Annotated in this window: 24 protein-coding genes and 2 pseudogenes; 12 read left to right on the top strand and 14 right to left on the bottom strand. The window is 56.9% G+C overall.

Annotated features, from left to right (window positions below; translation table 11 throughout):
• The first annotated feature begins 1 nt into the window (after position 1).
• From ACUTQY_RS04015 to araD, 3 genes are read left to right on the top strand one after another with little or no spacing between them, the layout of a single operon-like run.
• Positions 2–1,489, top strand: a complete 1,488-nt coding sequence (locus ACUTQY_RS04015) for an FGGY-family carbohydrate kinase (protein WP_128868540.1) — start codon at positions 2–4, stop codon at positions 1,487–1,489.
• On the top strand, positions 1,476–2,345 hold the full coding sequence (locus ACUTQY_RS04010) for an L-ribulose-5-phosphate 3-epimerase (protein ID WP_046687461.1): 870 nt from the start codon (positions 1,476–1,478) through the stop codon (positions 2,343–2,345). Before ACUTQY_RS04015 ends, ACUTQY_RS04010 begins: the two co-directional genes overlap by 14 nt.
• Positions 2,339–3,031, top strand: coding sequence for an L-ribulose-5-phosphate 4-epimerase (gene araD / locus ACUTQY_RS04005; protein ID WP_046687460.1), 693 nt, complete (start codon positions 2,339–2,341; stop codon positions 3,029–3,031). Before ACUTQY_RS04010 ends, araD begins: the two co-directional genes overlap by 7 nt.
• A gap of 6 nt (positions 3,032–3,037) precedes the next feature.
• Here the strand turns inward: araD and ACUTQY_RS04000 are convergent, their stop codons facing one another.
• Positions 3,038–4,042, bottom strand: coding sequence for a LacI family DNA-binding transcriptional regulator (locus tag ACUTQY_RS04000; protein WP_043136352.1), 1,005 nt, complete (start codon positions 4,040–4,042; stop codon positions 3,038–3,040).
• 769 nt (positions 4,043–4,811) lie between these two features.
• Here ACUTQY_RS04000 and ACUTQY_RS03995 point away from each other — a divergent pair.
• The 4 genes and pseudogenes from ACUTQY_RS03995 to ACUTQY_RS03980 form a co-directional block, all read left to right on the top strand.
• Positions 4,812–5,393, top strand: coding sequence for a DarT ssDNA thymidine ADP-ribosyltransferase family protein (locus ACUTQY_RS03995; protein WP_072055833.1), 582 nt, complete (start codon positions 4,812–4,814; stop codon positions 5,391–5,393).
• Positions 5,394–5,397: 4 nt separating this feature from the next.
• Positions 5,398–6,369 carry a macro domain-containing protein gene (locus tag ACUTQY_RS03990; RefSeq protein ID WP_084710301.1) on the top strand — a complete coding sequence of 324 codons (972 nt, stop codon included), beginning with the start codon at positions 5,398–5,400 and terminating at the stop codon, positions 6,367–6,369.
• Positions 6,370–6,479: 110 nt separating this feature from the next.
• Positions 6,480–6,640: pseudogene (locus ACUTQY_RS03985) on the top strand (IS5/IS1182 family transposase); the annotation flags it as partial.
• Positions 6,641–6,751: 111 nt separating this feature from the next.
• Positions 6,752–6,868: pseudogene (locus tag ACUTQY_RS03980) on the top strand (IS3 family transposase); the annotation flags it as partial.
• Between the two features lie 321 nt (positions 6,869–7,189).
• On the opposite strand, the gene ACUTQY_RS03975 reads toward ACUTQY_RS03980, so the two are convergent.
• A complete protein-coding gene (locus ACUTQY_RS03975) occupies positions 7,190–8,083 on the bottom strand; it encodes a LysR family transcriptional regulator (protein ID WP_046687459.1) in 894 nt (297 codons plus the stop codon).
• Between the two features lie 107 nt (positions 8,084–8,190).
• On the opposite strand from ACUTQY_RS03975, the gene ACUTQY_RS03970 reads away from it, so the two are divergent.
• Together ACUTQY_RS03970 and ACUTQY_RS03965 are read left to right on the top strand one after the other, a co-directional pair.
• Positions 8,191–9,498 carry a serine hydrolase domain-containing protein gene (locus ACUTQY_RS03970; protein ID WP_046687458.1) on the top strand — a complete coding sequence of 436 codons (1,308 nt, stop codon included), beginning with the start codon at positions 8,191–8,193 and terminating at the stop codon, positions 9,496–9,498.
• A gap of 154 nt (positions 9,499–9,652) precedes the next feature.
• On the top strand, positions 9,653–9,874 hold the full coding sequence (locus ACUTQY_RS03965) for a DUF6434 domain-containing protein (protein WP_033651913.1): 222 nt from the start codon (positions 9,653–9,655) through the stop codon (positions 9,872–9,874).
• Positions 9,875–10,151: 277 nt separating this feature from the next.
• Here ACUTQY_RS03965 and ACUTQY_RS03960 read toward each other — a convergent pair whose 3' ends face one another.
• The 8 genes from ACUTQY_RS03960 to ACUTQY_RS03925 all read right to left on the bottom strand — a co-directional run bounded on the left by ACUTQY_RS03960 (position 10,152) and on the right by ACUTQY_RS03925 (position 18,429).
• Positions 10,152–11,357, bottom strand: coding sequence for a DUF4236 domain-containing protein (locus ACUTQY_RS03960; protein ID WP_046687457.1), 1,206 nt, complete (start codon positions 11,355–11,357; stop codon positions 10,152–10,154).
• A 483-nt stretch (positions 11,358–11,840) separates the two neighbouring features.
• Positions 11,841–12,920, bottom strand: a complete 1,080-nt coding sequence (gene lptG / locus ACUTQY_RS03955; RefSeq protein WP_046687456.1) for an LPS export ABC transporter permease LptG — start codon at positions 12,918–12,920, stop codon at positions 11,841–11,843.
• Positions 12,917–13,987 carry an LPS export ABC transporter permease LptF gene (gene lptF / locus ACUTQY_RS03950; protein ID WP_046687455.1) on the bottom strand — a complete coding sequence of 357 codons (1,071 nt, stop codon included), beginning with the start codon at positions 13,985–13,987 and terminating at the stop codon, positions 12,917–12,919. The genes lptG and lptF overlap by 4 nt, the downstream gene beginning before the upstream one ends.
• A gap of 28 nt (positions 13,988–14,015) precedes the next feature.
• A complete protein-coding gene (locus ACUTQY_RS03945; RefSeq protein ID WP_046688517.1) occupies positions 14,016–14,582 on the bottom strand; it encodes a YtfJ family protein in 567 nt (188 codons plus the stop codon).
• Between the two features lie 20 nt (positions 14,583–14,602).
• Complete coding sequence (locus ACUTQY_RS03940) at positions 14,603–15,472, bottom strand: hypothetical protein (protein ID WP_033643767.1); 870 nt, start codon at positions 15,470–15,472, stop codon at positions 14,603–14,605.
• A complete protein-coding gene (locus ACUTQY_RS03935) occupies positions 15,469–16,806 on the bottom strand; it encodes a lipopolysaccharide biosynthesis protein (protein WP_004935553.1) in 1,338 nt (445 codons plus the stop codon). Before ACUTQY_RS03935 ends, ACUTQY_RS03940 begins: the two co-directional genes overlap by 4 nt.
• Positions 16,807–16,878: 72 nt before the next feature.
• Positions 16,879–17,673 carry a hypothetical protein gene (locus ACUTQY_RS03930; RefSeq protein ID WP_046687454.1) on the bottom strand — a complete coding sequence of 265 codons (795 nt, stop codon included), beginning with the start codon at positions 17,671–17,673 and terminating at the stop codon, positions 16,879–16,881.
• Between the two features lie 30 nt (positions 17,674–17,703).
• The gene (locus ACUTQY_RS03925) at positions 17,704–18,429 is read right to left on the bottom strand and encodes a lipoprotein (RefSeq protein WP_033643765.1); all 726 of its coding nucleotides are present in this window, start codon (positions 18,427–18,429) and stop codon (positions 17,704–17,706) included.
• A gap of 368 nt (positions 18,430–18,797) precedes the next feature.
• Here ACUTQY_RS03925 and ACUTQY_RS03920 point away from each other — a divergent pair, with 368 nt between their 5' ends.
• A complete protein-coding gene (locus tag ACUTQY_RS03920; protein WP_046687453.1) occupies positions 18,798–19,529 on the top strand; it encodes an ATP-binding protein in 732 nt (243 codons plus the stop codon).
• 64 nt (positions 19,530–19,593) lie between these two features.
• Here the strand turns inward: ACUTQY_RS03920 and spt are convergent, their stop codons facing one another.
• Genes spt through ACUTQY_RS03900 form a run of 4 tightly spaced genes read right to left on the bottom strand, consistent with a single transcriptional unit; the run spans position 19,594 to position 23,662 of the window.
• The gene (spt, locus tag ACUTQY_RS03915) at positions 19,594–20,766 is read right to left on the bottom strand and encodes a serine palmitoyltransferase (RefSeq protein WP_046687452.1); all 1,173 of its coding nucleotides are present in this window, start codon (positions 20,764–20,766) and stop codon (positions 19,594–19,596) included.
• Entirely contained in the window at positions 20,753–21,013 is a 261-nt protein-coding gene (locus tag ACUTQY_RS03910) for an acyl carrier protein (protein WP_015378483.1), read from the bottom strand. Before ACUTQY_RS03910 ends, spt begins: the two co-directional genes overlap by 14 nt.
• 31 nt (positions 21,014–21,044) lie before the next feature.
• The gene (locus tag ACUTQY_RS03905; protein ID WP_046687451.1) at positions 21,045–21,959 is read right to left on the bottom strand and encodes an NAD-dependent epimerase/dehydratase family protein; all 915 of its coding nucleotides are present in this window, start codon (positions 21,957–21,959) and stop codon (positions 21,045–21,047) included.
• Positions 21,956–23,662 (bottom strand): fatty acyl-AMP ligase, encoded by a 1,707-nt coding sequence (locus ACUTQY_RS03900; protein WP_046687450.1) that lies wholly within the window; start codon positions 23,660–23,662, stop codon positions 21,956–21,958. The genes ACUTQY_RS03905 and ACUTQY_RS03900 overlap by 4 nt, the downstream gene beginning before the upstream one ends.
• Before the next feature lie 772 nt (positions 23,663–24,434).
• On the opposite strand from ACUTQY_RS03900, the gene ACUTQY_RS03895 reads away from it, so the two are divergent.
• Both ACUTQY_RS03895 and ACUTQY_RS03890 read left to right on the top strand, forming a co-directional pair.
• Entirely contained in the window at positions 24,435–25,559 is a 1,125-nt protein-coding gene (locus ACUTQY_RS03895; RefSeq protein WP_046687449.1) for a DNA-binding protein, read from the top strand.
• A 219-nt stretch (positions 25,560–25,778) separates the two neighbouring features.
• On the top strand, positions 25,779–26,144 hold the full coding sequence (locus tag ACUTQY_RS03890) for a diacylglycerol kinase (protein WP_046687448.1): 366 nt from the start codon (positions 25,779–25,781) through the stop codon (positions 26,142–26,144).
• The last annotated feature ends 97 nt before the right edge of the window (positions 26,145–26,241 follow it).

Here is a 26,241-nt window from a genome sequence, read left to right as displayed (position 1 = left end):
GATGTCAGTCTTTCTTGGCATAGACGTCGGCGGCACGGTGATCAAGGCCGGGCTGTACCGGGCAAGCGGTGAAGAGCTGGCGATCGCCGAGCGCGATGGCGCGGCGATTGCTGCCCAGCCGGGCTTCAGCGAGCGCAATATGGACGCGCTGTGGGATGACGTTTGCACGGCGATCCGCCAAACGCTGCACGCGGCGGGGCTGGCGGCCGGCCAGGTGCGCGGCGTCAGCTTTTCGGCGCACGGCAAAGGGCTGTACGCCATCGACCGCCACGGCAAACCGGTCGGCAACGGCATCCTCTCTTCGGACAACCGCGCGGCGGCCACGGCGGCTGAGCTGCGCCGCGCCGGGGTGGACGCGCAGACTTACCCACGCAGCCTGCAGCCGCTGTGGCCCAGCCACCCGGCGCTGCTGCTGCGCTGGCTGAAGCAGCGGCAACCGGCGCAGTACGCCGCCGTCGATCGCATCCTGATGGCGCACGACTACTTGCGCTTTCGCCTCACCGGCGAGGCGGCGGCCGAAGTGACCAACATCTCCGGCAGCAACCTGTTTAACCAGCGCAGCGGCGCTTACGATCCGGCGCTGATGGCGGCTTTCGGCATCGAAGAGGCGCAGGAGAAGACCGCGCCAACGATCGGCTCAGCGCAGCTGGCCGGGCGGGTGACGGCCGCGGCGGCGGCGCAGTGCGGCCTGCGAACGGGTACCGCGGTGTACGGCGGCCTGTTCGACGTGGTGGGCGCGGCGCTCAGCTCCGGCGTGGCCGACGATCGCACGCTCAGCGCGGTGGCGGGCACCTGGTCGATTGCCACCTGCGTGACCGAGCGCATCATTCCTGCCGATTACCCCTACGCCTGGGGGCGCTACTGCATCGACGGCCGCTATTTCGTGCACGAAGGCAGCCCGACCTCGGCCGGCAACCTGGCCTGGTTCCTGCGCCAGTTCTGCGCCGACGACCGGCAGCGCTACGCCCAGTTCAACGCCTGGGTGGCCGAGCGCCGCGAGCAGCCGAGCGGGCTGCTGTTCCTGCCGTATCTGTACGGCTCCAACCTCGGCGGCAACACGCCGGGCGGGCTGATCGGCCTGAGCGCCCACCACGAGATGGCGGACGTGGTGCAGGCGATCTACCAGGGCATCGTGTTCTCGCACCTGATCCATCAGGAGCGCATGGTGCAGCTGAACCCGCGCATCGAGCGGGTACGCATGACCGGCGGGCCGACGCAGTCCGAGGTCTGGATGCAGATGTACGCCGACGCCGGCAACCTGCCGCTTGAGGTGGTGGAAACGCGCCAAGGCGGCTGCCGCGCCGCCGCCCTGTGCGCCGCCGTCGGCGCCGGGGAGTACGCCGGGTTCGCCGAGGCGATCGCCGCCGCGCCGCCCAAACTGCGCTGTTATTATCCCGCGACCGCCGCCCACCGGCGCCTGCGTGCCCAGCAGGCACGCTATCTGGCGGTCGCCCAGGCTTTGAGTGAGGTGACTGATGCAAACGACTAACGCCGCCTGTCTGGGGCTGTATGAAAAGGCGCTGCCCGCCGATCTGAGCTGGCCGCAGCGGCTGGCCACCGCCGCCGAGCTGGGCTTTGAATTTGTGGAGATGTCGATCGACGAGCAGCCGGCGCGCCAGCAGCGGCTGGACTGGGATCGCCGCCAGCGGCTGGCGTTTATCCAGGCGCGGCTCGACAGCGGGGTGACGGTGCCGAGCCTGTGCCTGTCGGCGCACCGGCGCGATCCGTTCGGCAGCGCCGACGCCGCCACCCGCGAACGGGCGCGGGTGCTGATGAGCAAGGCGCTGGAACTGGCGACGGATCTCGGCATCCGCAACATCCAGCTGGCGGGCTACGACGTCTATTACGAACCCGCCGATCGCCACAGCCGCGAGCGCTTTATCGAAGGCATGCAGTGGGCGGCGGCGCAGGCCGCCAGGGCGCAGGTGATGCTGTCGGTGGAGGTGATGGACACGCCGTTCATCAACAGCATCAGCAAATGGCGCGACATCGCCCGCCACGTTAACAGCCCGTGGTTCACGGTGTATCCCGATCTCGGCAACCTCAGCGCCTGGGGCAACGACGTCGCCGCCGAGCTGGCGCTGGGCATCGGCAGCATCACCGCCGTGCACCTCAAAGACACCGTCGCGGTGGGGCCGGGCAGCGCCGGGCAGTTCCGCGACGTGCCGTTCGGCGAGGGCTGCGTGGATTTCGCCCACGCCTTTTCCGTGCTCAACGCGCTCGGCTATCGCGGCCCCTATCTGCTGGAGATGTGGGCGCGCGAAGACGGGCAGGATAAGCAACGTATCGCCCAGGCCAAGGCCTGGATCGAACAACAGATGATCGAGGGAGGCATCGCATGCTGAACGAACTCAAGCGGCAGGTGCTGGCCGCCAACCTCAGCCTGCCGGCATACGGGCTGGTGACCTTTACCTGGGGCAACGTCTCGGCGATCGACCGCCAGAGCGGGCTGGTGGTGATCAAGCCTTCGGGCATCGCCTACGAGGCGATGACGCTGGAGGATTTGGTGGTGGTGGATCTGGAGGGCAAGGTGCGCGAAGGGCACCGTAAGCCCTCATCCGACACCGCCACCCATCTGGCGCTGTACCGCGCCTACGCCGATATCGGCGGCGTGGTGCACACCCACAGCCGCAACGCCACCATCTGGGCGCAGGCCGGGCAGCCGATCCCGGCGCTGGGCACCACCCACGCCGACTACTTTTACGGCGACATTCCCTGCACCCGGCCGATGAGCGAGGCGGAGATCGCCGGGGATTACGAGGGGGAAACCGGTAAGGTGATCATCGAGACCTTCAATCAGGCGGGGCGCGATCCGCAGCAGGTGCCGGGGGTGCTGGTCTATTCCCACGGCCCGTTCGCCTGGGGCAAGGACGCGGCGGATGCGGTGCACAACGCGGTGGTGCTGGAAGAGGTGGCGATCATGGCGATGGCGACGCGCCAGCTGGCGCCGGCCATCGCCCCGATGCAGCCGGAGCTATTGGATAAACATTTCCTGCGCAAGCACGGCAAACACGCCTACTACGGGCAATAGTGCCCGTCAGCGATTCAACAGCGAGCCGGTGAAGAACTCTCTGCGCACCGGCAGCTCGCCGCGCGGGCTGTGAATGGCGCTGAACAGCAGCTCCGCGGCGATCTCCCCCAGTTTCTGCGTATCGTGATACACCCCCGGAATGTGCAGGCCGTAAGCGCCGGCGCGCGGCGGCTCGTCTATCGAAAAGAACTTCACCTGCTCATAAAGCCCCATCTCGTGGCAGATGGCGATGGCGCCCAGCGTGATGATGCCGTTCAGGCCGATGATGTAATCCGGGCGGTTCTCCGGCTGCGCCAGATAGGCGCGCACCTCGCTCTCTTGCGAGGTGAAATCGTAGTCGCCATTGATGATATGAATCTCACGGCCGCTGCCCTGCAGCGCCGCGACAATGCCTGCGGTGCGCGTTAGCGTAATTTCCGAATCCGCCGGGCCGCCGATAATCAGCAGCTTCTGCTCCGGCTGTTCCGCCAGATAGCGCCCGGCCAGCACGCCGATCTCGCGGTTATCGAGGAACACGCCGCTCAGCTGCTGATCGTAAAGATCGCGGTCGATCAGGATCAGCGGCACGCCGTACACCTCGGCCAGCTCGAGATAGGCGGGGCGGTAGCGCTTGTCGTCGCGCACCGCCGACAGCAGGATGCCGCGCGCCTTATAGCCGAACAGCGCCTGAATGGCGCGCATTTCCGCCTCTTCGCTGCCGTCGGTGTCGAACAGCATGATCTGGTAACCCTGCTGACGCGCAATGCGCGACACGGTCTTGATCAGGCCGGAATAAAACGGGTTGTACATGCTGCTGGTGACGATGCCGATAATCTGGCTGCTGCTGCTTTTCAGCCCCTGCGCGAAGGCGTTGGGCACATAGTTCAGCTCTTTGGCGATGGCGTGAATGCGCTCGCGGGTTTCCGGCTTGACCAGCTCGGGCTTATTGAAGGCGCGGGAAACGGTGATATTGGTCACCCTGGCGCGGCGGGCGATATCCACGATAGTGGCATTGGGATTGGCTTTCGACACCGTCTTTCCTTGCGTTATGCCTCAACAGATCCCTTATTGTAGGGAAAGGGCGGGGGCGGTGCTAGGGGGGAGTTGGGGGGGATGTGTGGGGGAGGGAAAATATTGGAATGAAAATGGAGTTAATAATTTCATTTATTTATTAGCTGCGAATTAAATCATTTCATGTGGCTGTATTTTTTTGAGGAAAGGTTGTTAAGGTGTGTTTCATTGTTGAAATTAGGTATCAATGGTTGCTTTGTATCAAGAGCGGACGTTGCTCATATCCATCGATGTAATGAAAATTCGTACTCATGGGGAAGACCAGAATGACCCTACGTTTTTCAAAGAAAGTAGCTAAGAGCGCGTATCACCCCAAAAATCTCTGCAAGTGTGACTTTATGAACTAAGCATATCTAAACCTTGCTCTCCAGATACTCGTTTCCAACGAACTTAGGCTTTGTTGATGAAATCAGATTTTGAGCGAACATCTCTGTAGCTGCTTGTGTTTCAGGCAATACATACTCTTTCAGGCATACCTGCCTTTTTCATTTTGTTCAGTGCATGCACCATGGGACATTGCTTCCCCAAACTAGTTATCGTAATCACTCAGCGTCAGTAAACCACTGAACAGTTGTTTTATCTTGTATATCAATAATGCCAAATTATACACAAAGAAATTATTAAAATCAGATCGATAGTAAATTGGAAATGAGAATAATCTTAAAATGCTTGACTACCAGTGAGGTTTGGTTTTATAAATGGATTTACGAATTTAAAAGGATAAGTTGAAATGAGCGAAAGGAAAAAAATCGAAGATCAGGCTCTTCTCTATCATTTAACATGTATAGATAATTTGGCTAGTATTTTAGATACAGGATTAAGATCTCGTGCGTCATTAAAAGGCGAGTTTGTTGATGTGGCCGACGGTGAAATAATAACAGGTCGCGAAGCTTTAAATTTGCAAACAATGGTTCCTTTTCATTTTTTTACTAAAAATCCATTTGATGGAAGAGTCCTGAGAGATCATAAAAAAAAATCATTTTGCATTATTTCGGTTAAACGAATATTTGCCAATAAAAATGGTTGGAAAGTTATTCCTAAACATCCATTATCCTCCAGTTCTGCTGTAAGCCTCTTAGATTATGACCAAGGAATGGCCCAAATTAACTGGGAGCTTATGAATACAAGGGATTATAAAAATGCAGAATGCAAATCTGTATGTATGGCTGAGTGTTTATCAAGTATAACGGTCGAGCCGGAAAGTTTTCACTGCATCTATGTCAAAAATGACGACGAAAAAAAATATGTTGAAGGCTTGATAAAAAAACAAGGATTAAGTATATTTGTAACAATCAACTCTTATATGTTCTAATTCTATGATTAAGTATGCAAGCGGAAATCTTCTAACTTCTACATCGCAGGCTCTTGTGAATGCTGTAAACTGCCAAGGAGTCATGGGAAAGGGTATTGCTTTGGCTTTCAAAGAAAGTTTTCCCTATAATTTCGAGGTTTATAAAAGAGCATGTAGCACTGGTACAATGAAGATTGGACAGGTTTTACTTGTAGAGGAAAAGGGAAAGATAATCGTAAACTTTCCCACTAAGGATAGTTGGAGAAAAAAGTCAACATATGATTTTATCTCGCAAGGTCTTGAATCTTTGGCAAAATTCATAGTCGAAAAAAAAATCACATCAATATCAATACCACCTTTAGGATGTGGTAACGGAGGCCTCGATTGGAATAAGGTTGAGGCTCTTATTTTAAAAACTTTTCAAAGTCTAGATGATGTTGAGGTGGTAATTTACCCGCCTGCAACTAATAATCAACTTTCAAAAAATAAAAATATTATTAATGCTAAACATCTTTTGGTTCACTACGCCTATGGAAAATTAAAAGTTAAGCAAAAATTCTCCCTTTATACGGTTTTTTATATTTGCGAGTGTATTGAGAAAGCAAATCTTTTCTTATTCGATTTTAAACATGGCCGGCCATATTCTTCTGATTTAGAAAATGTCATGAAGGATATAGCAAACCTTAAAGTCGAGTTGCAAGGCGATTTTGATTCTTTTATTGAAGATTATATTAATACTCATCAATCCAAAGAGTTACAAATCGAATTTGGTAAATTAATCTCAACTTTAAATCCAAGTATCAGTTTGCTCAATGATCTTAAAAATAAGATTGATTATACAGATAGCGTACATGTGATAACGAGAATTGCCAAAGAAAAAGATCATGGCTTGCATATTGATGATTTCAAAGAACATAAAAATATTGTACAAAATTTAATTAAAAATGGATTGGTAATCGAAGATATTTTTAACGAACTAAAAATAAAGGGAAGTTAGTAGTCTTTTATATTTTTCTTGCTAAAATTGCGCAGCACTCCCTCTCACGCATTATCGATGCGGCGTAAATCCGTCAGGATTTTCGTCTAATTAATCGAAATTTTTCTGCATTGAAGGATCAGATCACGCATTCTGTGACAATGCAGGCGATCTCTTAGCTAAGCAGAAATTCAGAGTAACCAACTGGCACTCTTACAACAATTCACTTATCAATTGCGGCTCCATGACTTTCTGGCGGGGCGACGAAGCAATTAAGGCGTGGTATGAGTCGGTGCGGTTTGTATAAGCGGTATCATGCTGAATAACTGGAGTTGACCTGCTCCCCGTTCATTAATACACCGCGATGTTAATAATGTCTTCTTCATAACGTGAGGGCATTCCCATGAAGAAGCATTTTTCCGATGAACAGAACATCAGCATCCTTCGCGAGGCCGAAGCTGGGGGGGCTACCTAGGAACTATGCCTCAAATACATTATTTCGGACGCTACTTCCTACACTTGACGCAAGAAATTTGGCGGCATGGAATTATCCGAAGTGAAGCGGCTCAAGCTATAAGTATCCCAGAAAATCGCGCCAGTAACATTTGAAGTCCCCCTTTTAATCTAATTAAGTCAACTTCCGCTCCTCGCTCAAAGTCGCCCCCCAAATGCCGCCTATCAAAGCAACAAACCAGCGCCAGCAGCGCTGGAGTGATGGTGATGGGGGGCTCTCATTGGATGAAAACAGCGAGCCCCGCTTAAGAACGTTCTGTTAAACAACGCAGATGATGAGTTCTACGACCGTCTTCCGATAACAACACCGCTAATCTAGCAGCGACTTTCACCCCCCAACCCCCCGCCACAACCCCGGCAACAGCGCCAACGTCTCATCAATCAGCGCCCGTCGGTCATTGCCCGGCTTCCAGATGGTCACCATGGTTTGGCTGATCCCCTGGCTGCCTACTTCGGTGCGCAGCGTGTTGACGTTTTTCCACTGTTCGGCATGCATATGCGTCGGCAAGAATCCCCAGCCGCAGCCTTGTTCAAGCAGGGCGCGCAGCATTTCCAGCTCGTTGGTAAATATGGTATGCCCCGAAATTTGCAGGCGCCGCGCCACCGGTTCGTCAGAATCCGGATGCATGATCACCTGCGGCGTGAGTGAGAGCTCCAGCAGCGAAAGCGGCTGTTCCGCGCCGGGGAAAAGCGTTTCGGCGGCGTAAAAATCCATCTCTATCGCCCCTAAGGCGCGCCACTCCATGGTGTCGCCCACGCTGCGGTTGCGCGCCTGGCAGATGCCCAGATCGGCCTGGCCGTTTGCCAGCAGCCTTTCTGCCTCGTCGCGCGAGGCGTTAATCAGGCTCAGGCGCGTGTTTCGCTGGGCCATGGCGGCAATCAGCGCCTGCAGCAACGCGCGGGGGGTAAAGGGATCGTAGACCAGCGAGATTTCCTGCGCCGCGCTCTTCGGCACGTCTTTGGCAAACGCCTCAAACGCTTTTACCTGCCGCATCAGCAGGTGTGCCTGGCGTTGCAGCTGTTCGCCTTCTGGCGTCAGGTGCAGGCTGCGCCCCTCGCGCAGGAACAGCGCATAGCCCAATCCATCCTCGAGAAAATCAATCAAATCGCGCAGCGTCGTGCGGTCTTTGCCCAGCTTGAGCGCGGCTTTCGCCAGGCTGCCGTGCTCGGCCACGGCGGTGAAGGCTTCCAGTTGGGCAAAGGAATAAATCAGGCTCGGCACGCAGTTCTCCCGTCGATTTTGCGGGGGATTTTCCCCCATCAGGCGTTTTTTATTATAGGCCGCGTTTTTTTAAGCTGAACGCCTTCCTGAGCTAAGCGAGAAAAAATATGAAAAGCAAAGTGTTTAACCGCAGCCTGCTGGTGGGCGTTGTCATCAGTCTCTGCAGCGGCCTGTTGGCACCCGCCGCGCTGGCCGCCTGTGCGGGCACCGAACTCAGCGCCTGTCCCGCACCTTTCGATGCCCAATTGCCGGACACGCACAAGATGCTCACCTGGAGCCAGAGCGACCGGGTGATCGGTTTTCGTAACGACTACCGCAACTATGCCGGGGATGTGTTTCATCACGGCAATGCCATACCGCTGCCGGCTGCCGCTAAACCGCTAACGGACGCCAGCTATCGGATGAATGGCAAAACCTACAGCCTGCAGGATTACCTGCAGCGCCAGAACGTCAGCGGCATGCTGGTATTGAAAGACGGCAAAATCGCCTGGAAATATCTGGGGGAGGGTAATACCGACGCCACCCTGTGGACGTCGCGCTCGGTGGGCAAATCCGTGGTTGCCACGCTGGTGGGCGTGGCGATTAAACAGGGCAAGATCCACTCACTCGACGATCTCATCACGCAATACGAACCCGATCTGAAAGGCAGCGCGTGGGACGGCGTGACCCTCAGGCAGCTGATCACCCACACCTCCGGCGTGGCGTGGAATGAGGATTACACCAACCCGAAATCGGACTTCGCGCAGCTGACAGAGTGTGAGGCCAAACCCGGCACCTATGCCTGCGTGCGCAAGCTGGTGGCCGGTTTGCAGCGTGCGCATCCGGCTGGGCAGAACTGGTCTTACTCCTCCGGCGGCGCGTGGCTGCTGGGCGACGTGCTGGAGCGCGCCACCGGCATGCCGCTGGCGGCCTATCTTGAGCAAAGCATCTGGCAGCCGTACGGCATGGCGAGCGACGGCGTGTGGCATGCTTACGCCAAAGGCCAGCACGACGTGGGTGCGCACGGCTTTAACGCCACGCTGGAAGACTGGGGGCGTTTCGGCGAATTCATTCTGCATAACGGGACGTTGCCGAACGGCAAACAGATCCTGCCGGAAGATTGGGTAGCCCAGTCGGCCAACTGGACGCGGGCGGCGGGCTCGGTGTCGGCGGCGCATCCTGACGGTATTTACGGATTCCAATGGTGGAACAACGAAGTGCCGGCGAATGCGACTAACGTAGAACCCGCTCCGCAGGCCTCCCTCAAGCATTCCCTATGGGCGCTGGGGATCTTCGGCCAGATGATCATGGTCAATCAGGCGGAGAATCTGGTGATCGTCCAGTGGTCTACCTGGCCGCAGGCGGAGCCTTCTTTCAGCGCGCAACCGCTGGAGGCATCGCTGATGTTTAGCTCGATAGCGAAGGAACTACGTTAATCCCGCGGAGCGAGCAGGGGCGGTTGTCATTCCGCCCATGCATATAACAGCGCGGAAACGGCGATCTGGGCTATGCTTTTCACCACATCCACTTTGCGCCGCAACGAGCGTGACAAAAGTGCGGCATGTCAGTCTAGGTTGGGGAGTGGCTAAATTGAAAATCGATTGGCATAGCGCATTGTTAACACGCGCCACGATCGTGGATAAAAGCTACAAAAATACGCAAAACGTTCGTCGTTTCATGGTTGAGGCGTGCGGAGAAGATTTTCGCTTCGATCGTGAATTTATGGCATGGATACGCAATGACATGCCAAAGACGTTAGGTGATGTGGTCGATGAGTGGCAGCGTAGGCACTCCCTCAACCCTGGCCGATAGGGTTCAACCTGCGGGCCGGTTGAGGGTATACCTGCCTTCGTAGCCAGGCAGAGAGTCTAAACACTTAAAGCGGAACGTTGCCCCTGTATATGGCATTGTTCCACTTGGTTCTCTCCCATGCTCGCAAACCTTGCCAAGATCGCCTCTACACCAGCGCTATCCCTAACCCCGCCGATCAATCCGATACACCAGCGTCAGGATCAGTAGCGGCGGGGCGAGGAGGGAGATGGAGGTTCTTTGGAGGAGTGCCCCTCACATCAGCATAACAAATATAGCGTTAGACTCTAACTAGCGACTCCGTTTCAGTGAGAGAGAGCTGATAGCGTTTTGCTGCCTCTGCAAAGGCTTGGGCGGCATCGGCATTCGAGACCATATATTCTTCAGTTATACCCGTTTGAGAGTGGAAAGTAATATTCCCATAAATACAAATAGGGATTTGATAGTTGTCTTTGAATCTGCGGTCTGGCGAGCCATTCTTGTTCGTTTTAGCCCATGTATGCCCAGCTATACTGGCATCACTTGGAACGCCATCCTCTTCATGGAATCCACGAGGTTCTGCACTAATTTGTAATTCGCGTAAGTCAATTAGAGCAAATGCCCCATCAGCTCGTGGTATGACTGCAACACCGGGATAAAGCAAAATATCGTCACCATTGGCATTTTCAAACCGCATCGCTCGTCCTGTAAACTGAATGAGATCGGTTGAACTAAAATCGAAGGTAACCGGATGACGATTAACAGACCGTGTGGCTAACGTCCTTTCGGCAAACTGGTCTATAGCCTTATCAGCAGTAATATCCCATTTCTTGACGCTCGATTTTAAAACGTCGAATGCACGAACCATTGCGTCATATGCTCTCTGTGAGGCATCGCTGCTTTCGAAAGTGATAGCAATTTTTGTACTCTCTTCCCAAGACACTAGGCGAGATATTTCTGCTTGGGTTTGCGGAAGTTTGATCTCAAGCTCTGCAATACGACGCTTGTAGAACAAACGGAACAGGCTTGATTTACGCCGAGCCAATTCGTTCTTTTGTTTTGACTCTTCAGCGATTGCCTCTTGTAAATCAGCTTTTACCTCAGCTCTTTGCTCACGTGCTTTGGCGAGCAAGTCTCGTAAAGGTAAAAGAGATGTGCTTGTCAGAACTTCAACAGAAGCGCTGGAAATTTCATTCATGCCAGCTTGAGGCATATAAATTTTGGCGTTTGATGGAACGTTACCTGGCGCTGTCTCCGGTATTTCAAGATGAGTTTCTGTAGCAGACGGATTCAGTGGATGGGGAATTGAATGCTTAGAACCGTAGGAAAAAGTAGGTGTTGTATAGGATAAACCAGAACCAGGTAGTCCTACGGTTGCTCTAACCCCTTTTTGCCCAACATTGACTGTTGCGCCTGGTACACCGATGCTTGCGCTTATTCCACGCTTACCAATATTGAGGCGAACGCCGGGGAAAAGAGTAAAGGTTTGTCTGAAGCGGAGAGACATAAGGTAATCCCTGTGTAGTAATACGTACCAAAGCCTGAAATTTTCTTCGTATGAACATTAAGCTGATACTGAAGCCTAATTCTTAGCCTATTCCAATGCTGACTTATAGAAATTGATTATTGCTTCAAAAAATACAGCAATAAATTGGCTTCTTCATGAGTAATTCTCGCACTCAGCGTGATAAATATCCATATGAATTATGGTGGTGGTGATCAAAATTAACTTGCGAATAGTATTATTATGGATGTTAATTATAATGATTAATCGCCAGAAATGTCTGTGCGTCTACCATGAAAGATATTCTCTACCTACATTTCCCATACGTCTCACAATGTGGCCGATAGGAGACAGTTCACTCTGCTGTTCACTCATATCCGCCAGCACCCACCAAAATCTAGCGTGTGAACTCAGGCGCTGTGTTAACGCCGCTTGCGGACGAGTAAATCACCTGCAACCCTTCCCATTATTCCACTGTTCTCACTCTTAACCCCGCCGATCAAACCGATAAACCAGCGCCAGCGACAATGCCAGGAGTAAAAGCGGCGGGGCAAGGGCGGTGAAGGGCGCGTTGAGGGCGAACAGCAACCCCAGGTTGAGGACGATCTGGTAAGCGATGTAGGTCAGCAACCCGATGATGACGCCGAGCGCTAATCGGCTGCCCATGCCGGGCGCACGTGGGGCGGTGAAGGTAAACGGGATGGCCAGCAAAATCATCGCCAGCACCAGCAGAGGCTGGCCGAGTTTTTTCCACAGCGCCAGGCGGTATTCGGTGCTGGGTTGCCCAGAGCCCTGCAGATAATCGATATAGCGATCCAGCTGTTGGAGCGAGAAACTGCCCGCCGGCAGGGTCAGCTCTTTCAGGCTCGGCACCGCGAACAGCGAGCGCCAGAGCAGGCTGTCTTGCCGCGCAATCGTCTCCTTTCTGCCTTGCCAGCTTTTCTGCATCACGATATGCAGCAGCCAGTTGCCGTCGGCGGCGGTGCTGGCGCTGTCGGCGTAAATGTAAGATTCCAGCGCGCGGTTGGCCTGATAACGGAAGATCTCTATGCCGTGGGGCTGGTCGTTCTCATCGACGGTTTTGACCGTCACAAACTCGTTGCCGCGCCGCGCCCACAGCGGGTTAACGGTGACGTCGTTACTGTTCGACTGCGCCAGCGCGTTGTTCTTCATCTGCAGCGCGCGTTGCTGCAGCGGCGAAGCGGCCCATTCATCGAGGGCGCCGAGCGAGAGGTTCATCAGCAGCCCAGCGGCGAGCATCACCAGCGCAATGCGGAATATCGACATCCCGGTGGAACGGATCGCCGTCAGCTCCAGAGTTTTCGACAGCTGCCCCAGCCCGACGATGCCGCCGAGCAGCGCGATAAACGGCCCCAAGTCGACTAGGCTGCGCGGCAGAGTCATCACGGTCACCAGCAGCGCCTGCTGCCAGCGGTAGCCGCCCGGAGTGACGTCCTCCAGCTCGTTGATCAGCGTGAAGGTGGTGAACAGCGGGATGAGCAGCCCGGCCGCGGCGGCGAAGCCGATGAACACGTTGCGCATTAGGTAGCGGCTAAAAATAGTCATCGGGAGGGTTTCCGCAGCAGGGATAAGTCGCGCGCCAGCAGCAGGGCGATGCCGACAGCCATCGCCAGCGGCACCAGCCAAACGCCGGGGATCGTCGGCAGAGAGCCGTTGGCCACCAGCGTGCGGCAAATGTTGCCGCCATAGAAAATCACGGTAAACAGCACCGTCAGGGGCAGCAGCGCGGCGTAGCGCCCCTGCCGCGGCTTGATGCGGCTAAAGGGGATCGCCAGCAGCACCATCAGCACGGTGGTCAGCCCACGGCTCTCGCGCCATTGCAGTTCGGCGGCGTCGCCCGGATCGGCGGAGCGCGCCAGTTCCGCCGGCGAGGCCGACTTGTGCCGGCTCTCGGCGCTGGGCACGAACGGTTTGAGCGCGATGTCAAAGTTGTCGTAATTCTGGCCGTTGTCGTCGGCACCCTGGCGATCCAGCACATAGGCGGTGCCGGTTTTCAGCCGCACGGCGGGGCTGGCGGGAGAGGCGTCGAGCACTTCCACCGACTGCGCGCGGTACAGGTTGGTGTGATGGCCGCCGCGCACATAAATCAGGGCGTCCGTCAGGTGGTTGGCCGTTTTGTCGACGTGATTGGCGAGGATCATGCGGCCGTTGCCGCTGACGTTGAATTTGTCGGCCTGCAGGTGGCTCACGTCCAGCACCGACTGCGACTGTTGCTGCAGCTGATAAATATTGGCGTACGCCCAGGGCCTGCCATACAGCGACAGCAGCGTGACCGCTATCGCCAGCGGCACCGCGAGCAGCAGCACCGCCTTGTACAGCCGCAGCGGGCTGGCGCCGGCGGCCAGCATGGCGGTGATCTCCGCATCGCTGTACATCTGGCTTAGCGCCACCGCCACCGAGACATACAGCGCGACGGGCAATATCATCTCCAGCGCAATCAGCGACTTATAGAAAACCACGTCGGCCACCACCCGCAGCGCCAGCGTGCCGTTGGCGGCGTCGGTCAGGTAGCGCTGGGCGGAGTAGCTGGCGAACATGAAGATCAGAAACCCGGCGATCATCATCACCAGGCGGCGGATCTCAACCGTGATATAGCGTTCAATCAAAGGCATGCGTTATCGGCTCCCGGCGGCGTGCGCTTCATGGCGCCTCCCGCGCGATCAGCGCGCGCAGCAGGGCGATCACCTGGTCAACTTCCTGCGGGGTGAGTGCGCCGTCCTTCGCCCACTGCACGCGCCCGGCCTTGTCCAGCACCACGATGGTGGAGCTCTCCTCCGGCAGCCGCCAGGCCATGCGCCCCAGCCCGTCGCTGTCGACGATAAATTGCGCCCAGGGATAATGCCGTTTGTTTTTCTCGATCTTGCCGCGCACGAAGAAGCCGGAGCCCGGTATCGCATCGTCGGTGTTGACGATGGTGGTGGGCTGGAAGCGGTCGCCCGGCAGGTTCGCGTCCTTGACGGCGTTGATCAGCAGCGAGTTCTTCTTTTTGGCGGAGGTGCGCCCGGCGATGTACTGGATCACCCGCACCTTGCCCGCCAGTTTTGCGCTGTTCCACGGCCGGTAGCTGAAATCGCCGTTGCGCAGCAGCAGCTCGCCGCGATCGGCGATGGCGATCGGCGCCACCGGCCGGCCCTGCACGAAGTTATGCGCCGGCGCCGCCAGCGGCGACAGCAGCAGCGCAAGGGCCAGCAAGCGAGGTAACGTCATCATGGCTACGGGCAACACGCTTATCTGCCGGCCGCGACGGCCGACGGGGAAAACGACAGCGGAAAACGCGCCAGCAGCAGCTCCAGGCGCTGGCGGATGTCGATGTCCAGCGTCGCCGGCCGGTCATAGATATCGCCGCCGGCCAGCTTGTCCGCCACCATCACGTCGTGCCGGTCGCCCATCAGGCCGTTAATCGCCGCCAGGAAGCGCGAGATCTGCCGGGCCTCGCGGTTGTCCGGATCGATCGATCTCAGCGTGTCGTAAAACGACACCTGGCGACTGACGATTTTGCGCACGTCGTGGAATTGATGCCCGGTCAGCGCCGGGCCGGCGATCAGCGTCTGCAGCTGGCGCATCTGCTCCTGGCGGTAGGCGATAAAGCCCTGTGCGCTTTCCAGGCGGGTGTGGCGCAGCGCATAGCGCACGTAAGACCATACCGGCTTGCTGAGCAGCAGCCGCAGCAGGTTGCCGTACAGCGTCAGGTTCTTCTGGTTGCCGTTGCGAAACGCGTCCTGAAAATGGCCGAGCACCACGGTGGTGGTGTGGAACAGGCGGTTGGCGCGGTGGGGCGCGCCGTACAGCTGCTGGGCGAAGCGCAGGTGCTTATAGCGGGCGCGGATATATTTGTAGCGCATGCGCGTTGCCGCCGCCAACTGCGGGTCTTGCAGGAAACCGTTCACCAGTTGCAGCAGCTCGCGGCGGGAAAAGCCGTCTTCCCAAAACTGCAGGCACAGCGCGTAGTTGTCCCGGATGCTCTCGGGGGAGCATTCCAGATCGATCTGCTGCGGCAGGCTGATATTCGCCTCGACCAGGTCATCCTCTTCCACGGCGACAAACAGCGCCTGGGTGGTTTCGGCGGAGAACTTCTTCCAATTCGTGTTAGCGGTCATTGATTACTCTCTTTGGGCACATTCAGCCCCAACATAAAGCGATTGCGGTAGGCGCCGATCGTCGGTATCAGGGATAACAGCACGTCTAAACATTGCCCCAGTAAATAAGCGAAGGCGGCGCCCTGCACGCCGAAGGCATACGCCATCGACACCAGCAGCGCAATGTAGGCCGCCGAGGCCGTCGCCTGCGCGATCAGGAAGGCACGCTGCTTGCCCGCCATAAACAGCAAGGATTCCTGCGGGAAGCCCATCATCGAGACGATGATCGCGCCCAGCATGATTTGAATCAGGTCATAGGCTTCCAGGTATTGCTGCCCGAAGACCGCGGAAATAAGCGGCTTGCCCACCAGCAACATCAACACCGCGACGGCCAGACCGATGCCGCCGGCCAGCAACGAAGAGCGCAGGCCCAGCAGCCACGGGGTCTTGGTGCGCGGATCCAGGCGCATGATCTCGGGATAGAAGCTTTTCTCCAGCAGCTTGGCCGGGGTGCCCGTCGCATCGAAGAAGGTCATGGCGATCTTGAACAGCCCGGCGGCGGCCGGCCCGAGCACCACGCCCACCAGCACGGTGGTGCAGGAGTTGCGCGCGGCCCAGATGGTGTGGGCGATGTTGGTGGTCCAGACGAAGTTCCAGGCGCCCTCGATGCGGCGCGCGACGTTGAACAGGCGCGGCCTCAGCGCGCCGTGGATATCGCGACGGCGCAGCTCGCGCGCGGTGAACCACCAAAACAGCGTGCCGCCGATCAGGTTAGAGGCGTACCAGGTGACGATAAAGCCGGGGAACCCCAGATCGAAATAATAGGAGATGACGCTGCCCACCGCCTGCAGGAACGGCTTGATCGCCTGCTGGATGGCGATGAGATCGAAGCGGTTGAAGGCGCGCAGCACGCCGGTCGGCGTGGACGAGGTCATCGACGGGATCAGGGTGCAGTACAGCATGGCGAGCCAGAAGCTTTCGCTGTCCAACCCCAGGGCGTGTGACAAGAACGGCAGCATGATCATGCCGCCCAGCACGGCGATGACGCCGCTGGCGATATCCAGGCCGAAGGAGAACGCGACGACGTCGCGGAAGCGCCCGGTATTTTGATGCTCCAGCGCCGGGGTGCCGAATTGCACCACAAACTGCCAGGTCTGGAATTTGATGAAATCGCTGACCGCTTTGGTATAGGCCTGGATCACCACCAGCACGCCGAACATTTCAGGCGACATGCCCTTACCGGCGCAGGAGAGCGCCAGCAGGCCAAGCAGTGCGCTGGCGACGCTGCCGGAGCCTAAATAGGCGGCATTACGTAAAATGGAACGAAACGCGCCATCGGAAAACCATCGTTTCATAACTTAAACCAGCCATCATCATTATTTTTGTGCATCTTGTGTTCCGCACTCATGCGCTTGCCCTGCATCTTTTTAATAAACCTGAGTTTCTTTACCGGCGTTTTCGCCGGGTTGCCCGATGTCGCTCTGTGGGCGTTTCGCGGGATTCACCACGGCGGAAATGGCGTTGAGCGCGTTGCTCAGCACCTCGTCGTAAGGGGCTCTGGCGTCCAGCTCGATGATGCGCGCGCCGTTGTACTGCAGGCGCACCATGGCGGAAATCTTGTCTTTCAGCTCTTCATAGCTGTGATCGGGCTTGCGGGAAAACGCCGTATCGACGTCGATATCCAGGCGAATGATCAGCTCCGGCCGATAGACGGCCATGCGTTGATATAAACGGCGTTCGCGCGCCGCCAGGCGGCGCAATAGTCGGCCTTTTGCGCGTTCCACGCCGATGCCGGGCCCATCGTAGTAAAAACCGGAAATTTCCGCCTGCGGGTAGCGATCGCTGATCACCAGCACGCCGCTCTGCGCCAGCCGCCGCACCTTGCGCAGGTTGGCGGCGCGCCACAGCGAAAAGCCGTACATGATCAGCGCCGCCCACAGCGCCGGCGGCCTGTTGCTCATGCGCTGGGTTTTATCGGATTTGGCCGCCAGACGCCGCTCCAGCCACACGCCGATGAACGGCAATTTCTTGATTTTGTCGCCGTCTTCGCCGGAGATCAGCCCTAAATAGCGGCGCTGCGTGGGGCGATGCTGCTGCAGGTTTTTCACCAGATCGGCGGTCAGCGTGGACTTGCCCGTGCCGTCGCTGCCCACCACGGCAATCAGCCCGGTGATGCAGCCGTGAGAGATATCCTGCTCGGCAGTGAGTTTATTTTTTTTCATCTGTTTCAGTACGAAAAGGTTATTTGGCGGCTAGGCATTGGCGGCCCTCAGCGATATTTTAACGGCGCGCAGCGAAGCATCGAAAATATGCTTGGCCGGCTCGCGGCCGTCCAAATCCAATATGTTAGCGCCGTTAAACGTCAGGTGCGGGATGACGGCGATCTTTTCACGCAACGCCGCCAACGAGTGATCGGGTTTGCGTGAATAGGCCGTTTGCTCGTCAATATCCAACCGAATTAATAATAAGGGCTGATAAGACGCCATCCAGTGGTACAGGCGTTGTTCGCGTTTTCTCAGCCAGCGTATCCAGCGATTGCCGCCGGCGGTTTTTGCCAGCTGCGGGCCATCGAAACGAAATCCCGCCACTTCGGCCTGCGGATAACGATCGGTAATCAGCAATGCGCCGCGGCGACTTTTCTTCAGCATGCGGCGGAATTTAAAAACGCGCCAATAGGAAAGTAAAAAGATCACCAGCGCCGTGGCATTATCCGGCGGCGTAGCAGGGCGATCGTGCACGCGCTGCGATTTCTTCAGCAAATAACGCCCGAAGGGCGCGCCAATAATCGGCAGCGAACTGATCCATTCGCCGATACGCCCGGAAGACTGGCCGAGATAAAGCAGTTCGGCAGGTTCTTGCGCCGATAAGGCCTCGACCAGACTGGCGGCCAGGGTGGATTTTCCCGAGCCGTCACAGCCGGTTATCGCTATTACGCGCACGGGCGAGCGATCAGATGAAGGTCTTATCTGCTGACTCACAATAATTAATCCAATGCGAAAAAAACTATTGTATTCCAATACGCCTTGGGTTCAAGATATTTATTGTGCTTTGCCGCGATAAAATAATGGGTTCAGTATTCCTGTTGGTTATTTGAATTGATATTTATGGCGTTCGTTCTTGTTATTTTGTGCTAATTGGCCGGGCGTGAGCCGGTTTCGCTTTTTATGTTAACTTTCGGCCTGGCTGACGGCGAAAAAAGAGCAGAGGTTTTCCATTTTCGCTTAATCTTTTGTGCGGTTTGGCGCGGCGTCATGGCAATTATCTTCGCGCTGCCGTCGCGGCCGTGAGCGATATTTCGTTTCAAATAGGGCATGCCGTTTCTGGTGTATTGAAAGAGAGTCTGATTATGAATGCAAAATTTCCGCCGCTGATTGCGGTTATCGGCAGCGACGGATCGGGTAAGTCCACCGTTTGTGAACATCTGATCGAATATGTGAAACATTATGGCCCGGCGGTGCAGGTGCATCTGGGCAAACAGGCGGGCAACGTCGGGCGCGCGGCGGCGAAACTGCCGCTGCTCGGGCGCTCGGTGGGCAAGGCTATCGAAAGCAATACCAAAAAAGTCAAAACGAAGAAATCCCGCATCGGCCTGTTGCCGTCGGCGGTGATCATCGCCTTCGTGGGGCGGCGGCTGCTGCGGTTTCGCCGCATGCTGGCGTTTCGGCGGCAGGGGTTCATCGTGCTGACCGACCGTTTTCCGCAGGCGCAAATCCCCGGCGCTTACGATGGCACGGTATTTCCCGTCGATGTCGAAGGCAGCCGTTTCGTCCGTTGGCTGGCGGCGCGGGAGCGGGCGGCGTTTCAGTGGATGGCGAAGCAAAAACCGGATCTGGTGCTCAAGCTGAATGTCAGTCTGGACGTGGCCTGCGCCCGTAAACCCGATCACCGCAAAGCGGCGCTGGAGAAGAAGATCGCCGTCACGCCGTTATTGACCTTCGAAGGCGCCGACATCGTGGATCTCGATGCCGATCGGCCGATCGAGGAGGTGCTTTCGGCGGCGGAAAAAGCCATCGAGGAATTTATGGCGGTGCAGGGGTATCGCTATTCGGCTGATGGGGCATCACCGGCTGCGCGCTGAGGCGCAGCGATTCGGCAGGGCGGCGATGGCGTTTTCGCCGCCGCCGCGGCCGAGAGGGAAGGCTTTATTTTTTCAGCGCCGCAAAGGCGCGCACGATGGTGTCTATTTCTTCATCGCTGTGCGCGGCATTGACGCTGCAGCGCAGCAGGGTGACGCCCGCCGGCGCGGCCGGCGGCAGCACCAGGTTCACATACACGCCGTGGGCGATCAGCTCGCGCCAGAAACGCAACCCTTCTTCCTTTGAACCGATCATGACCGGCACCACCGGGCTGATGCGCGGCCCCAGGGTATAGCCCAGTTCGGCGAGGCCGTGGTACAGGCGGTGCGCATTGCTCCACAGTTTTTCCCGCAGCTCGGGATGGCGGGCGATTTTTTGCAGCGCCGTGCGCACCGAAGCGATGCTGGACGGCGACGGCGAAGCGGTAAAGATATACGGCCGGCTGCTGTAGCGCAGCACGTCCATCCCCTTGCCGCCGACGGCGAAGCCGCCGATCGAAGCCAGGCTTTTGCTGAAGGTGCCCAGGATGATATCCACGTCTTGCTCGACGCCCAGCGCTTCGGCCAGGCCGCGGCCGTGCTCGCCCATCACGCCGAAGGAGTGCGCTTCGTCGACCAGCAGATACCCGCCCAATCGCCGCTTGATGTCGACGATTTCCACCAGCGGGGCGACGTCGCCCAGCATGCTGTAGATGCCTTCCACGATAATGATCGCTTCGCGCGCGCGTTCGCCCAGGCGCACCATGCGGCGCTCCAGATCGGCGGCGTCATTGTGGCGGAAGCGAATAATCTCCGCGCCGCCGAGGGCGCAGGCGTCGTAAATGCTCGCGTGGCTGTCCGCGTCGATCAGCACCACGGCACCCGGTCCCGCCAGCGTGCTGATGACGCCCAGGTTGGCGGTATAGCCGGTGGAGAACACGATGGCGCTCGGGCGATCGAAGAATTCCGCCAGCTCCCGTTCGAGCGCCAGGTGCGATCCGTAGCTGCCGTTCGCCATGCGCGAGCCGGTGGTGCCGGTGCCGAGCGCGGCCAGAGCCGCCTGGCCGGCGGCGATCGCCTGCGCATCGAACGTCAGGCCAAGGTAATTATTGGTGCCGGCGAGGACAATCTTTTGATCGCCGATGCGCCCCTGGGTGGCGGAATACACTTCGTCGATACAGGTGCCGAACGGATTCAGACCGGACGTTTGAAATTGTTCACGGTCATTGGCGAGCCGCGCAAACTTATCATACAGTCCCATGGTTTTTCTCCAGATAAGGGCGCAGCGCGTCAAGCAGTTGCTCAGGCGTTCTGACATCAAGCAATATATTGATAGGAATGGAGATATCTAATTCATCTTCCAGCATCATCAGCAGATCCAAGACTCTGATGGATTCCAGGCCAAGATCATTGACGAGATCGCTATCAGGTTTTATTTCCACTCCGCCTTCGACGATACCTTGCAAACACGTCAGGATATAATCCATTACAGCATCGCGATTTAGCATAAGAACGTTGACACACCTCTACTTGGAATAATTAAAACAGCCCTTCACGCAGCGCGCGTTCCAAACTCACCTGTGGAAACCAATTAATCTGTTGCGACAGCGCCTGATTGTTGGCGGACCAGTCTTGATGGGTTAATTCGCGTATTTTGCTGCGCGTCAGCATCGGCTCCTGTTTTATCAGGCGGTTCCACAGCACGCTGATATCCGCCAGGGCTTTCAGCAGCGGCAGCGGAATGCCCACCAGCCGCACCGGCCCGTGACGCACGGCGGCGCCGATGTCCCGCAGGCGCAGCCAGTCATAGCCTTCGGCCACGCCGTCGCACAGTTCGTAAATATTCGACTGCGCGGGCTGCGCCAATAACCATTGGCCGACCGCCTTCGCCAAATCGCTCACGTGCAGAAAAGAGAGTCTGGCGTCAGGCGCGCCCAGCCGGGGCAGCACGCCGCGCAGCAGGCCGTTGAACAGCGGTTTCAGTTCTTTATCGCCCGGCCCGTAAACCGCCGTCGGGCGGAAAATCCCCAGCGCGATCTCGCCCGAAGCGGCGATCAATTGCTGCTCGGCGGCCTGTTTTGAATGGGCGTACCAGGACAGCGCCGGATGGCGCGCCGCCAGCGACGACATGAACAAGAAACGATTGCAGCGGCCGTTTTGCCTGGCCGCCTGCATCAGGTTCAGGCTGCCGGTCACGTTGCAGCGGGTGAACACCGCTTCCGCATGCCCGCGCACCTGGCCCGCACAGTGCACGACGCACTCGGCGCCGCGCACCAGTTCGGTGAGCGAAGGCCGGTCTTCCAGCGCGCCGGGGATCCACTGCAGGTTGTCCGCGGCGGCTTTGTCGGCTTGCCGCGTCAGGGCGCGCACGCTAAACCCCTGCGCCAGCAGTTCCCGGACGATATGCCGGCCGATAAAGCCGGTCGCGCCCGTCACCGCCACGGTGCCGCTCATTGCGCGAAACCGGCCAACTGCGGCATTTGCGGGTAGAGCGAAGCGCTCAGCCAGCGTTTCTTGGCTTCGGCGCGGGCGGGTTTGCCCGACGACGTGCGGGGAATGCTGTGCGGCGGCAGCAGCTCGATGTCCACCGCGATGCCGAATTCGCTTTGAATGCGCGCGCTCAGCGAATGCACGATCTGCTCCCGGCGCTCTTCCGAACTGACTCGGCATTGGATCTGCAAAATGATCCTGGCCGCTTCGTCGTGTTCTTCGGTCACGAAGGCGATCGCATCGCCGGAACGGATTTCCGGTTCGGATTCCGCGACGTACTCGATATCCTGCGGCCAGATATTGCGGCCGCGAATGATGATCAAATCCTTCTTGCGGCCGGTGACGTACAGATAGCCGTCCAGCAGGTAGCCCAGATCGCCGGTATCCATCCAGCCGGTCACCTGAATTTGCTGCTGGGACTCAGCATCGCAAAAATAGCCGTTCATCAGGCTGGGGCCGGAAATCGTGATATGGCCGACCTGGCGCTCCGGCAGCGGTTGCCCGGTTTCGCTGCGGATCTCGATGCGGTGGCCGGGCAGCGCACGGCCGCAGTTGACGAAGGTCGAGACGGCGCGGGTTTTTTTGCCCGGCGCGACCGCTTTACCCTCGTACTCCAAAATATCGCGGTCGACCGCGTTGGTTTGCGGGCCGGAGCAAGGATCGGAAAAGCTCACCGCCAGGGTGTTCTCGGCCAGGCCATAGCACGGCATGAAGGCTTTGCTGTCGAAGTTGATGCTGCTGAAGTGTTGGCCAAACTGGCCGAGCAACTCGGCCGGGATCGGCTCTGCGCCAACGCCTGCAACCCGCCAGCTGGAAAGATCCAGATCGGCCAGCTCTTTGGCGTTGCTGCGGCGCAGACACAGATCGTAGCCGAACGGCGGGGCGACGGAGACCGTGCCGCGATTCTTGGCGATCAGTTTCAGCCACTGCATCGGGCGCATGGCGAAATCTTGCGTGCGCAGATAATCGACGGACAGCTGGGTCGCCACCGGCGTCAGCAGGAAACCGACCAGGCCCATATCGTGATAGAAGGGCAGCCACGACACGCAGCGATCGCCCGCGCGCAGCTTGATGCCGTCGCGACTGATCGCATTCAGGTTTGCCATCGCCGCCCGCTGGGTGATGATCACGCCGCGCGGGAAGCGGGTGCTGCCCGAAGTGTATTGGAGATAGGCGATATCGTCGGGCGAAGGCGCCGGCAGCGCGATCTCCGGCTCCGGCAATGCGTTGAAATCCGCGTCGCTGAGGATGTGCATCGCTGACGCGTTTTCCGTGGCGGAGGCGATGAGCGGCGTCCACTCTTCGCTGCTGATGATAGCCGCCGGGTTGCAGCTGGCGATCAGCCCTTTCAGTTTGGCGGTGTAGGAGTCGCGCTGGCCCACGCCCATCGGGATCGCCAACGGCACCGCGACCAGGCCGGCATATTGGCAAGCGAAGAAGGCTTCGACGAATCCCGCGCTGGTTTCGGCGATAAGCGCCACGCGATCGCCTTTCTTGAGCTTCAGGGACAATAAACGCCGCGCGCCCGAGATCGCTTTTTGCTGCAGCGTGCGATATTCGAGAACGGTCACGAGTTGATTGCGACGGTCGTAAAAATTCATTCCCGTATTGCCTAGCGCCGCATAATCCAACGCGTCCACTAAAGTGGGGAAGTCCGCATAGCGCATGGGAAGAGAATGAACGGAACTTGTTTCAGACATAGACAAACTTAGCCATAGATTAAAAATCACCAAAAGAGAAAATCACTCTTGGCGAGGTAATTGATGTTTTACTATGAATAGGTTTTTGAATAAGTTTTTTATTCAACCATCTTCATTCCGCGAATAGCGTATATTGCCGTACTTGAGCGGCACGCCGGTTATTAACCCGGTAGCGCGTGAGCGGCCTGCATTATCAGCCTTGAGCGGCGACCTGGAGATATACGAGAGGTGATTGTAATACCCGAGGTTCGCCGTTCTTTAGTCTGCATCTGTCGGGCAGGAAATACCTGTCGGCTCATAGGTTATGACCTCATGCATGGCTATCTTCGAACTTAAACACTTCCTAAACAGTATGCCGCAAGAAATCAAAAAGTGAATGCCTCATTTAAGTTGATTCTTAAAAAGAGCATTAAGTGGTAAAAATGGCGGCGCGCCTCCTGATTAAAGTCGGTACACTTAAAGCGGCGGGTTTCTTTCGCCCAAATAGCACTAAATAATAAAAGAGCACGCATAGCGTAGCATGTCAGCGCCGCTTTGGGCTTTCCTTTTTTTGTTTAATCACGCTGCCTCAGTGCGCGTGATAGGCAAATAATGCGCTGGTTCACAGGGGGAAATATTCGGTTTTTCTTATCGTTGAACCGGAGGCGATACACAATCCAATAAAAGAGAACAGCATAAAAAATGCTAAAGGCGTTGTCGCGCTCATATTTAATTATTTTATTAAAACGTAAGGCTATTTATGATCCGTATTGAGAAAGTTCTGGATAAACGCGAACTTAAAGAATTTATTGCTTTCCCTTCGTTACTGTTTCGTGATGACCCGAACTGGATTGAGCCGCTGTATTTAGAGCGCGAAGAGCACCTGTCAAAGAAGAATCCCGGCACCGATCATATCGAATGGCAGGCGTGGGTGGCGAAAAAGCAGGGGAAGGTCGTCGGGCGCATCACCGCGCAAATCGATTCTCTGCACCGGGCGCTGCACGGAGAAGATACCGGTCACTTCGGCATGATCGACGCCGTTGACGATCCCGCCGTGTTCAGCGCGTTATTCACGGCGGCGGAGGAGTGGTTGCGGTCCAAGGGCACGCGGAAAATCACCGGGCCGTTCAGCCTCAATATCAATCAGGAAAGCGGCCTGCTGGTCGAAGGGTTCGACACGCCGCCGTCGGCCCTGATGACCCATGCCAGACCTTACTACGCGGCCCAGATAGCGCAGCAAGGGTATAGTGAAGGGATTGATTTGCTTGCTTATTGGATGAAAAGAACCGACCTGCATTTTTCGCCGTCGCTGACCCGGATGATGGATCAGGTGCGCAAAAAGGTGACCGTTCGCCGCCTCAACCGCAAGCGCTTTCGCGAGGAGATGCAGGTGCTGCGCGAGGTGTTCAACTCGGGGTGGCGGCATAACTGGGGGTTTGTTCCGTTCACCGAGCATGAGTTCGCCACCATGGGGGATCAGCTGAAGTTCCTGGTGCCCGACGATATGATCCATATCGCCGAGGTGGATGGCGCGCCCTGCGCCTTTATCGTCGGGTTGCCGAACATTAATGAGGCGATTGCCGATCTGCAGGGGCGGTTATTGCCGTTCGGTTGGGCGAAGTTATTGTGGCGGCTGAAAGTCAGCGGCGTTCGCACCGCGCGCGTGCCGCTGATGGGCGTTCGCCAGGAATATCAATTCAGCCGCATCGGGCCGATTATTGCATTGCTGTTGATTGAGGCGCTGCGCGAGCCGTTCGCCAAGCGCAATATCGACGCGCTGGAAATGTCGTGGATCCTGGAAACCAATACCGGCATGCGGACGATTTTAGAACGTATCGGCGCGGTGCCTTATAAGCGCTACCGCTTGTTCGAGAAAACGCTTTAACCGGCTGATAACGCATCGCCTTTTCACGTTCTCAGAATAATAACCGCGCCAGGGCATTTTCGGGCGGTGCCGTTTCAGGGGCAGGGTGACGGCGCGTGAGTGAATGCATCGCCGCCAGGAAGAGAACGGTTAAGGTCTTTAATTAATAAACTCGAGATAAATTCACGCCGCGTTATTTATTCGCGAGTGATTGTCGCAGTGTTGACGAGAGCAGATTGTATGCCTGTGGAAAAGAAAAAAGGAATAAGCCGATTAACCTACAGCATAAGGAATTCCTGGGCCGGGTTTATTGACGCCGTGCTTACCGAAGATGCGTTTCGTGAATTATTGGTTATTAACGCCATTTTACTGGTTGTTACATTTACTCTGGATATTACAAAAATGGAGCGGCTGTTATTAATCGCCTGCAGTTTCCTGCTGCTGGTGGTTGAGCTGCTTAATACGGCGATTGAAACCGTGGTCGATCGCATTTCGCTGGCGTTGCATCCGTTATCCAAACGCGCCAAAGATCTGGGCGGCGCAGCGCAGCTGGTGGCGGTGATAATGACCATCATTATTTGGGGGACGGTGCTGCTGGGAGGATAACGGCGAGGCGCGCTCCGGCGTTAAACCGGTTGCTGCGGCTAAATAAGCGGCTATTATCGTTGCTTTACGCCTTTGGCGCCATGGTAAGGATAGGTTG

The sequence above is a fragment of the Serratia sp. TSA_130.1 genome, from assembly GCF_052691795.1.
The sequence above is the reverse complement of the archived record's forward strand: the minus strand, read 5'-3'. Positions and strand labels throughout refer to the sequence as shown.

What these genes read in the sequence shown, in the direction of transcription:
- ACUTQY_RS04015 (WP_128868540.1), top strand. Translation starts at nt 2, where the DNA reads ATGTCAGTCTTTCTTGGCATAGACGTCGGCGGCACGGTGATCAAGGCC.
- ACUTQY_RS04010 (WP_046687461.1), top strand. Translation starts at nt 1,476, where the DNA reads ATGCAAACGACTAACGCCGCCTGTCTGGGGCTGTATGAAAAGGCGCTG.
- araD (WP_046687460.1), top strand. Translation starts at nt 2,339, where the DNA reads ATGCTGAACGAACTCAAGCGGCAGGTGCTGGCCGCCAACCTCAGCCTG.
- ACUTQY_RS03995 (WP_072055833.1), top strand. Translation starts at nt 4,812, where the DNA reads ATGAGCGAAAGGAAAAAAATCGAAGATCAGGCTCTTCTCTATCATTTA.
- ACUTQY_RS03990 (WP_084710301.1), top strand. Translation starts at nt 5,398, where the DNA reads ATGATTAAGTATGCAAGCGGAAATCTTCTAACTTCTACATCGCAGGCT.
- ACUTQY_RS03970 (WP_046687458.1), top strand. Translation starts at nt 8,191, where the DNA reads ATGAAAAGCAAAGTGTTTAACCGCAGCCTGCTGGTGGGCGTTGTCATC.
- ACUTQY_RS03960 (WP_046687457.1), bottom strand. Translation starts at nt 11,357, where the DNA reads ATGTCTCTCCGCTTCAGACAAACCTTTACTCTTTTCCCCGGCGTTCGC.
- lptG (WP_046687456.1), bottom strand. Translation starts at nt 12,920, where the DNA reads ATGACTATTTTTAGCCGCTACCTAATGCGCAACGTGTTCATCGGCTTC.
- lptF (WP_046687455.1), bottom strand. Translation starts at nt 13,987, where the DNA reads ATGCCTTTGATTGAACGCTATATCACGGTTGAGATCCGCCGCCTGGTG.
- ACUTQY_RS03945 (WP_046688517.1), bottom strand. Translation starts at nt 14,582, where the DNA reads ATGACGTTACCTCGCTTGCTGGCCCTTGCGCTGCTGCTGTCGCCGCTG.
- ACUTQY_RS03940 (WP_033643767.1), bottom strand. Translation starts at nt 15,472, where the DNA reads ATGACCGCTAACACGAATTGGAAGAAGTTCTCCGCCGAAACCACCCAG.
- ACUTQY_RS03935 (WP_004935553.1), bottom strand. Translation starts at nt 16,806, where the DNA reads ATGAAACGATGGTTTTCCGATGGCGCGTTTCGTTCCATTTTACGTAAT.
- ACUTQY_RS03930 (WP_046687454.1), bottom strand. Translation starts at nt 17,673, where the DNA reads ATGAAAAAAAATAAACTCACTGCCGAGCAGGATATCTCTCACGGCTGC.
- ACUTQY_RS03920 (WP_046687453.1), top strand. Translation starts at nt 18,798, where the DNA reads ATGAATGCAAAATTTCCGCCGCTGATTGCGGTTATCGGCAGCGACGGA.
- spt (WP_046687452.1), bottom strand. Translation starts at nt 20,766, where the DNA reads ATGGGACTGTATGATAAGTTTGCGCGGCTCGCCAATGACCGTGAACAA.
- ACUTQY_RS03910 (WP_015378483.1), bottom strand. Translation starts at nt 21,013, where the DNA reads ATGCTAAATCGCGATGCTGTAATGGATTATATCCTGACGTGTTTGCAA.
- ACUTQY_RS03905 (WP_046687451.1), bottom strand. Translation starts at nt 21,959, where the DNA reads ATGAGCGGCACCGTGGCGGTGACGGGCGCGACCGGCTTTATCGGCCGG.
- ACUTQY_RS03900 (WP_046687450.1), bottom strand. Translation starts at nt 23,662, where the DNA reads ATGCGCTATGCGGACTTCCCCACTTTAGTGGACGCGTTGGATTATGCG.
- ACUTQY_RS03895 (WP_046687449.1), top strand. Translation starts at nt 24,435, where the DNA reads ATGATCCGTATTGAGAAAGTTCTGGATAAACGCGAACTTAAAGAATTT.
- ACUTQY_RS03890 (WP_046687448.1), top strand. Translation starts at nt 25,779, where the DNA reads ATGCCTGTGGAAAAGAAAAAAGGAATAAGCCGATTAACCTACAGCATA.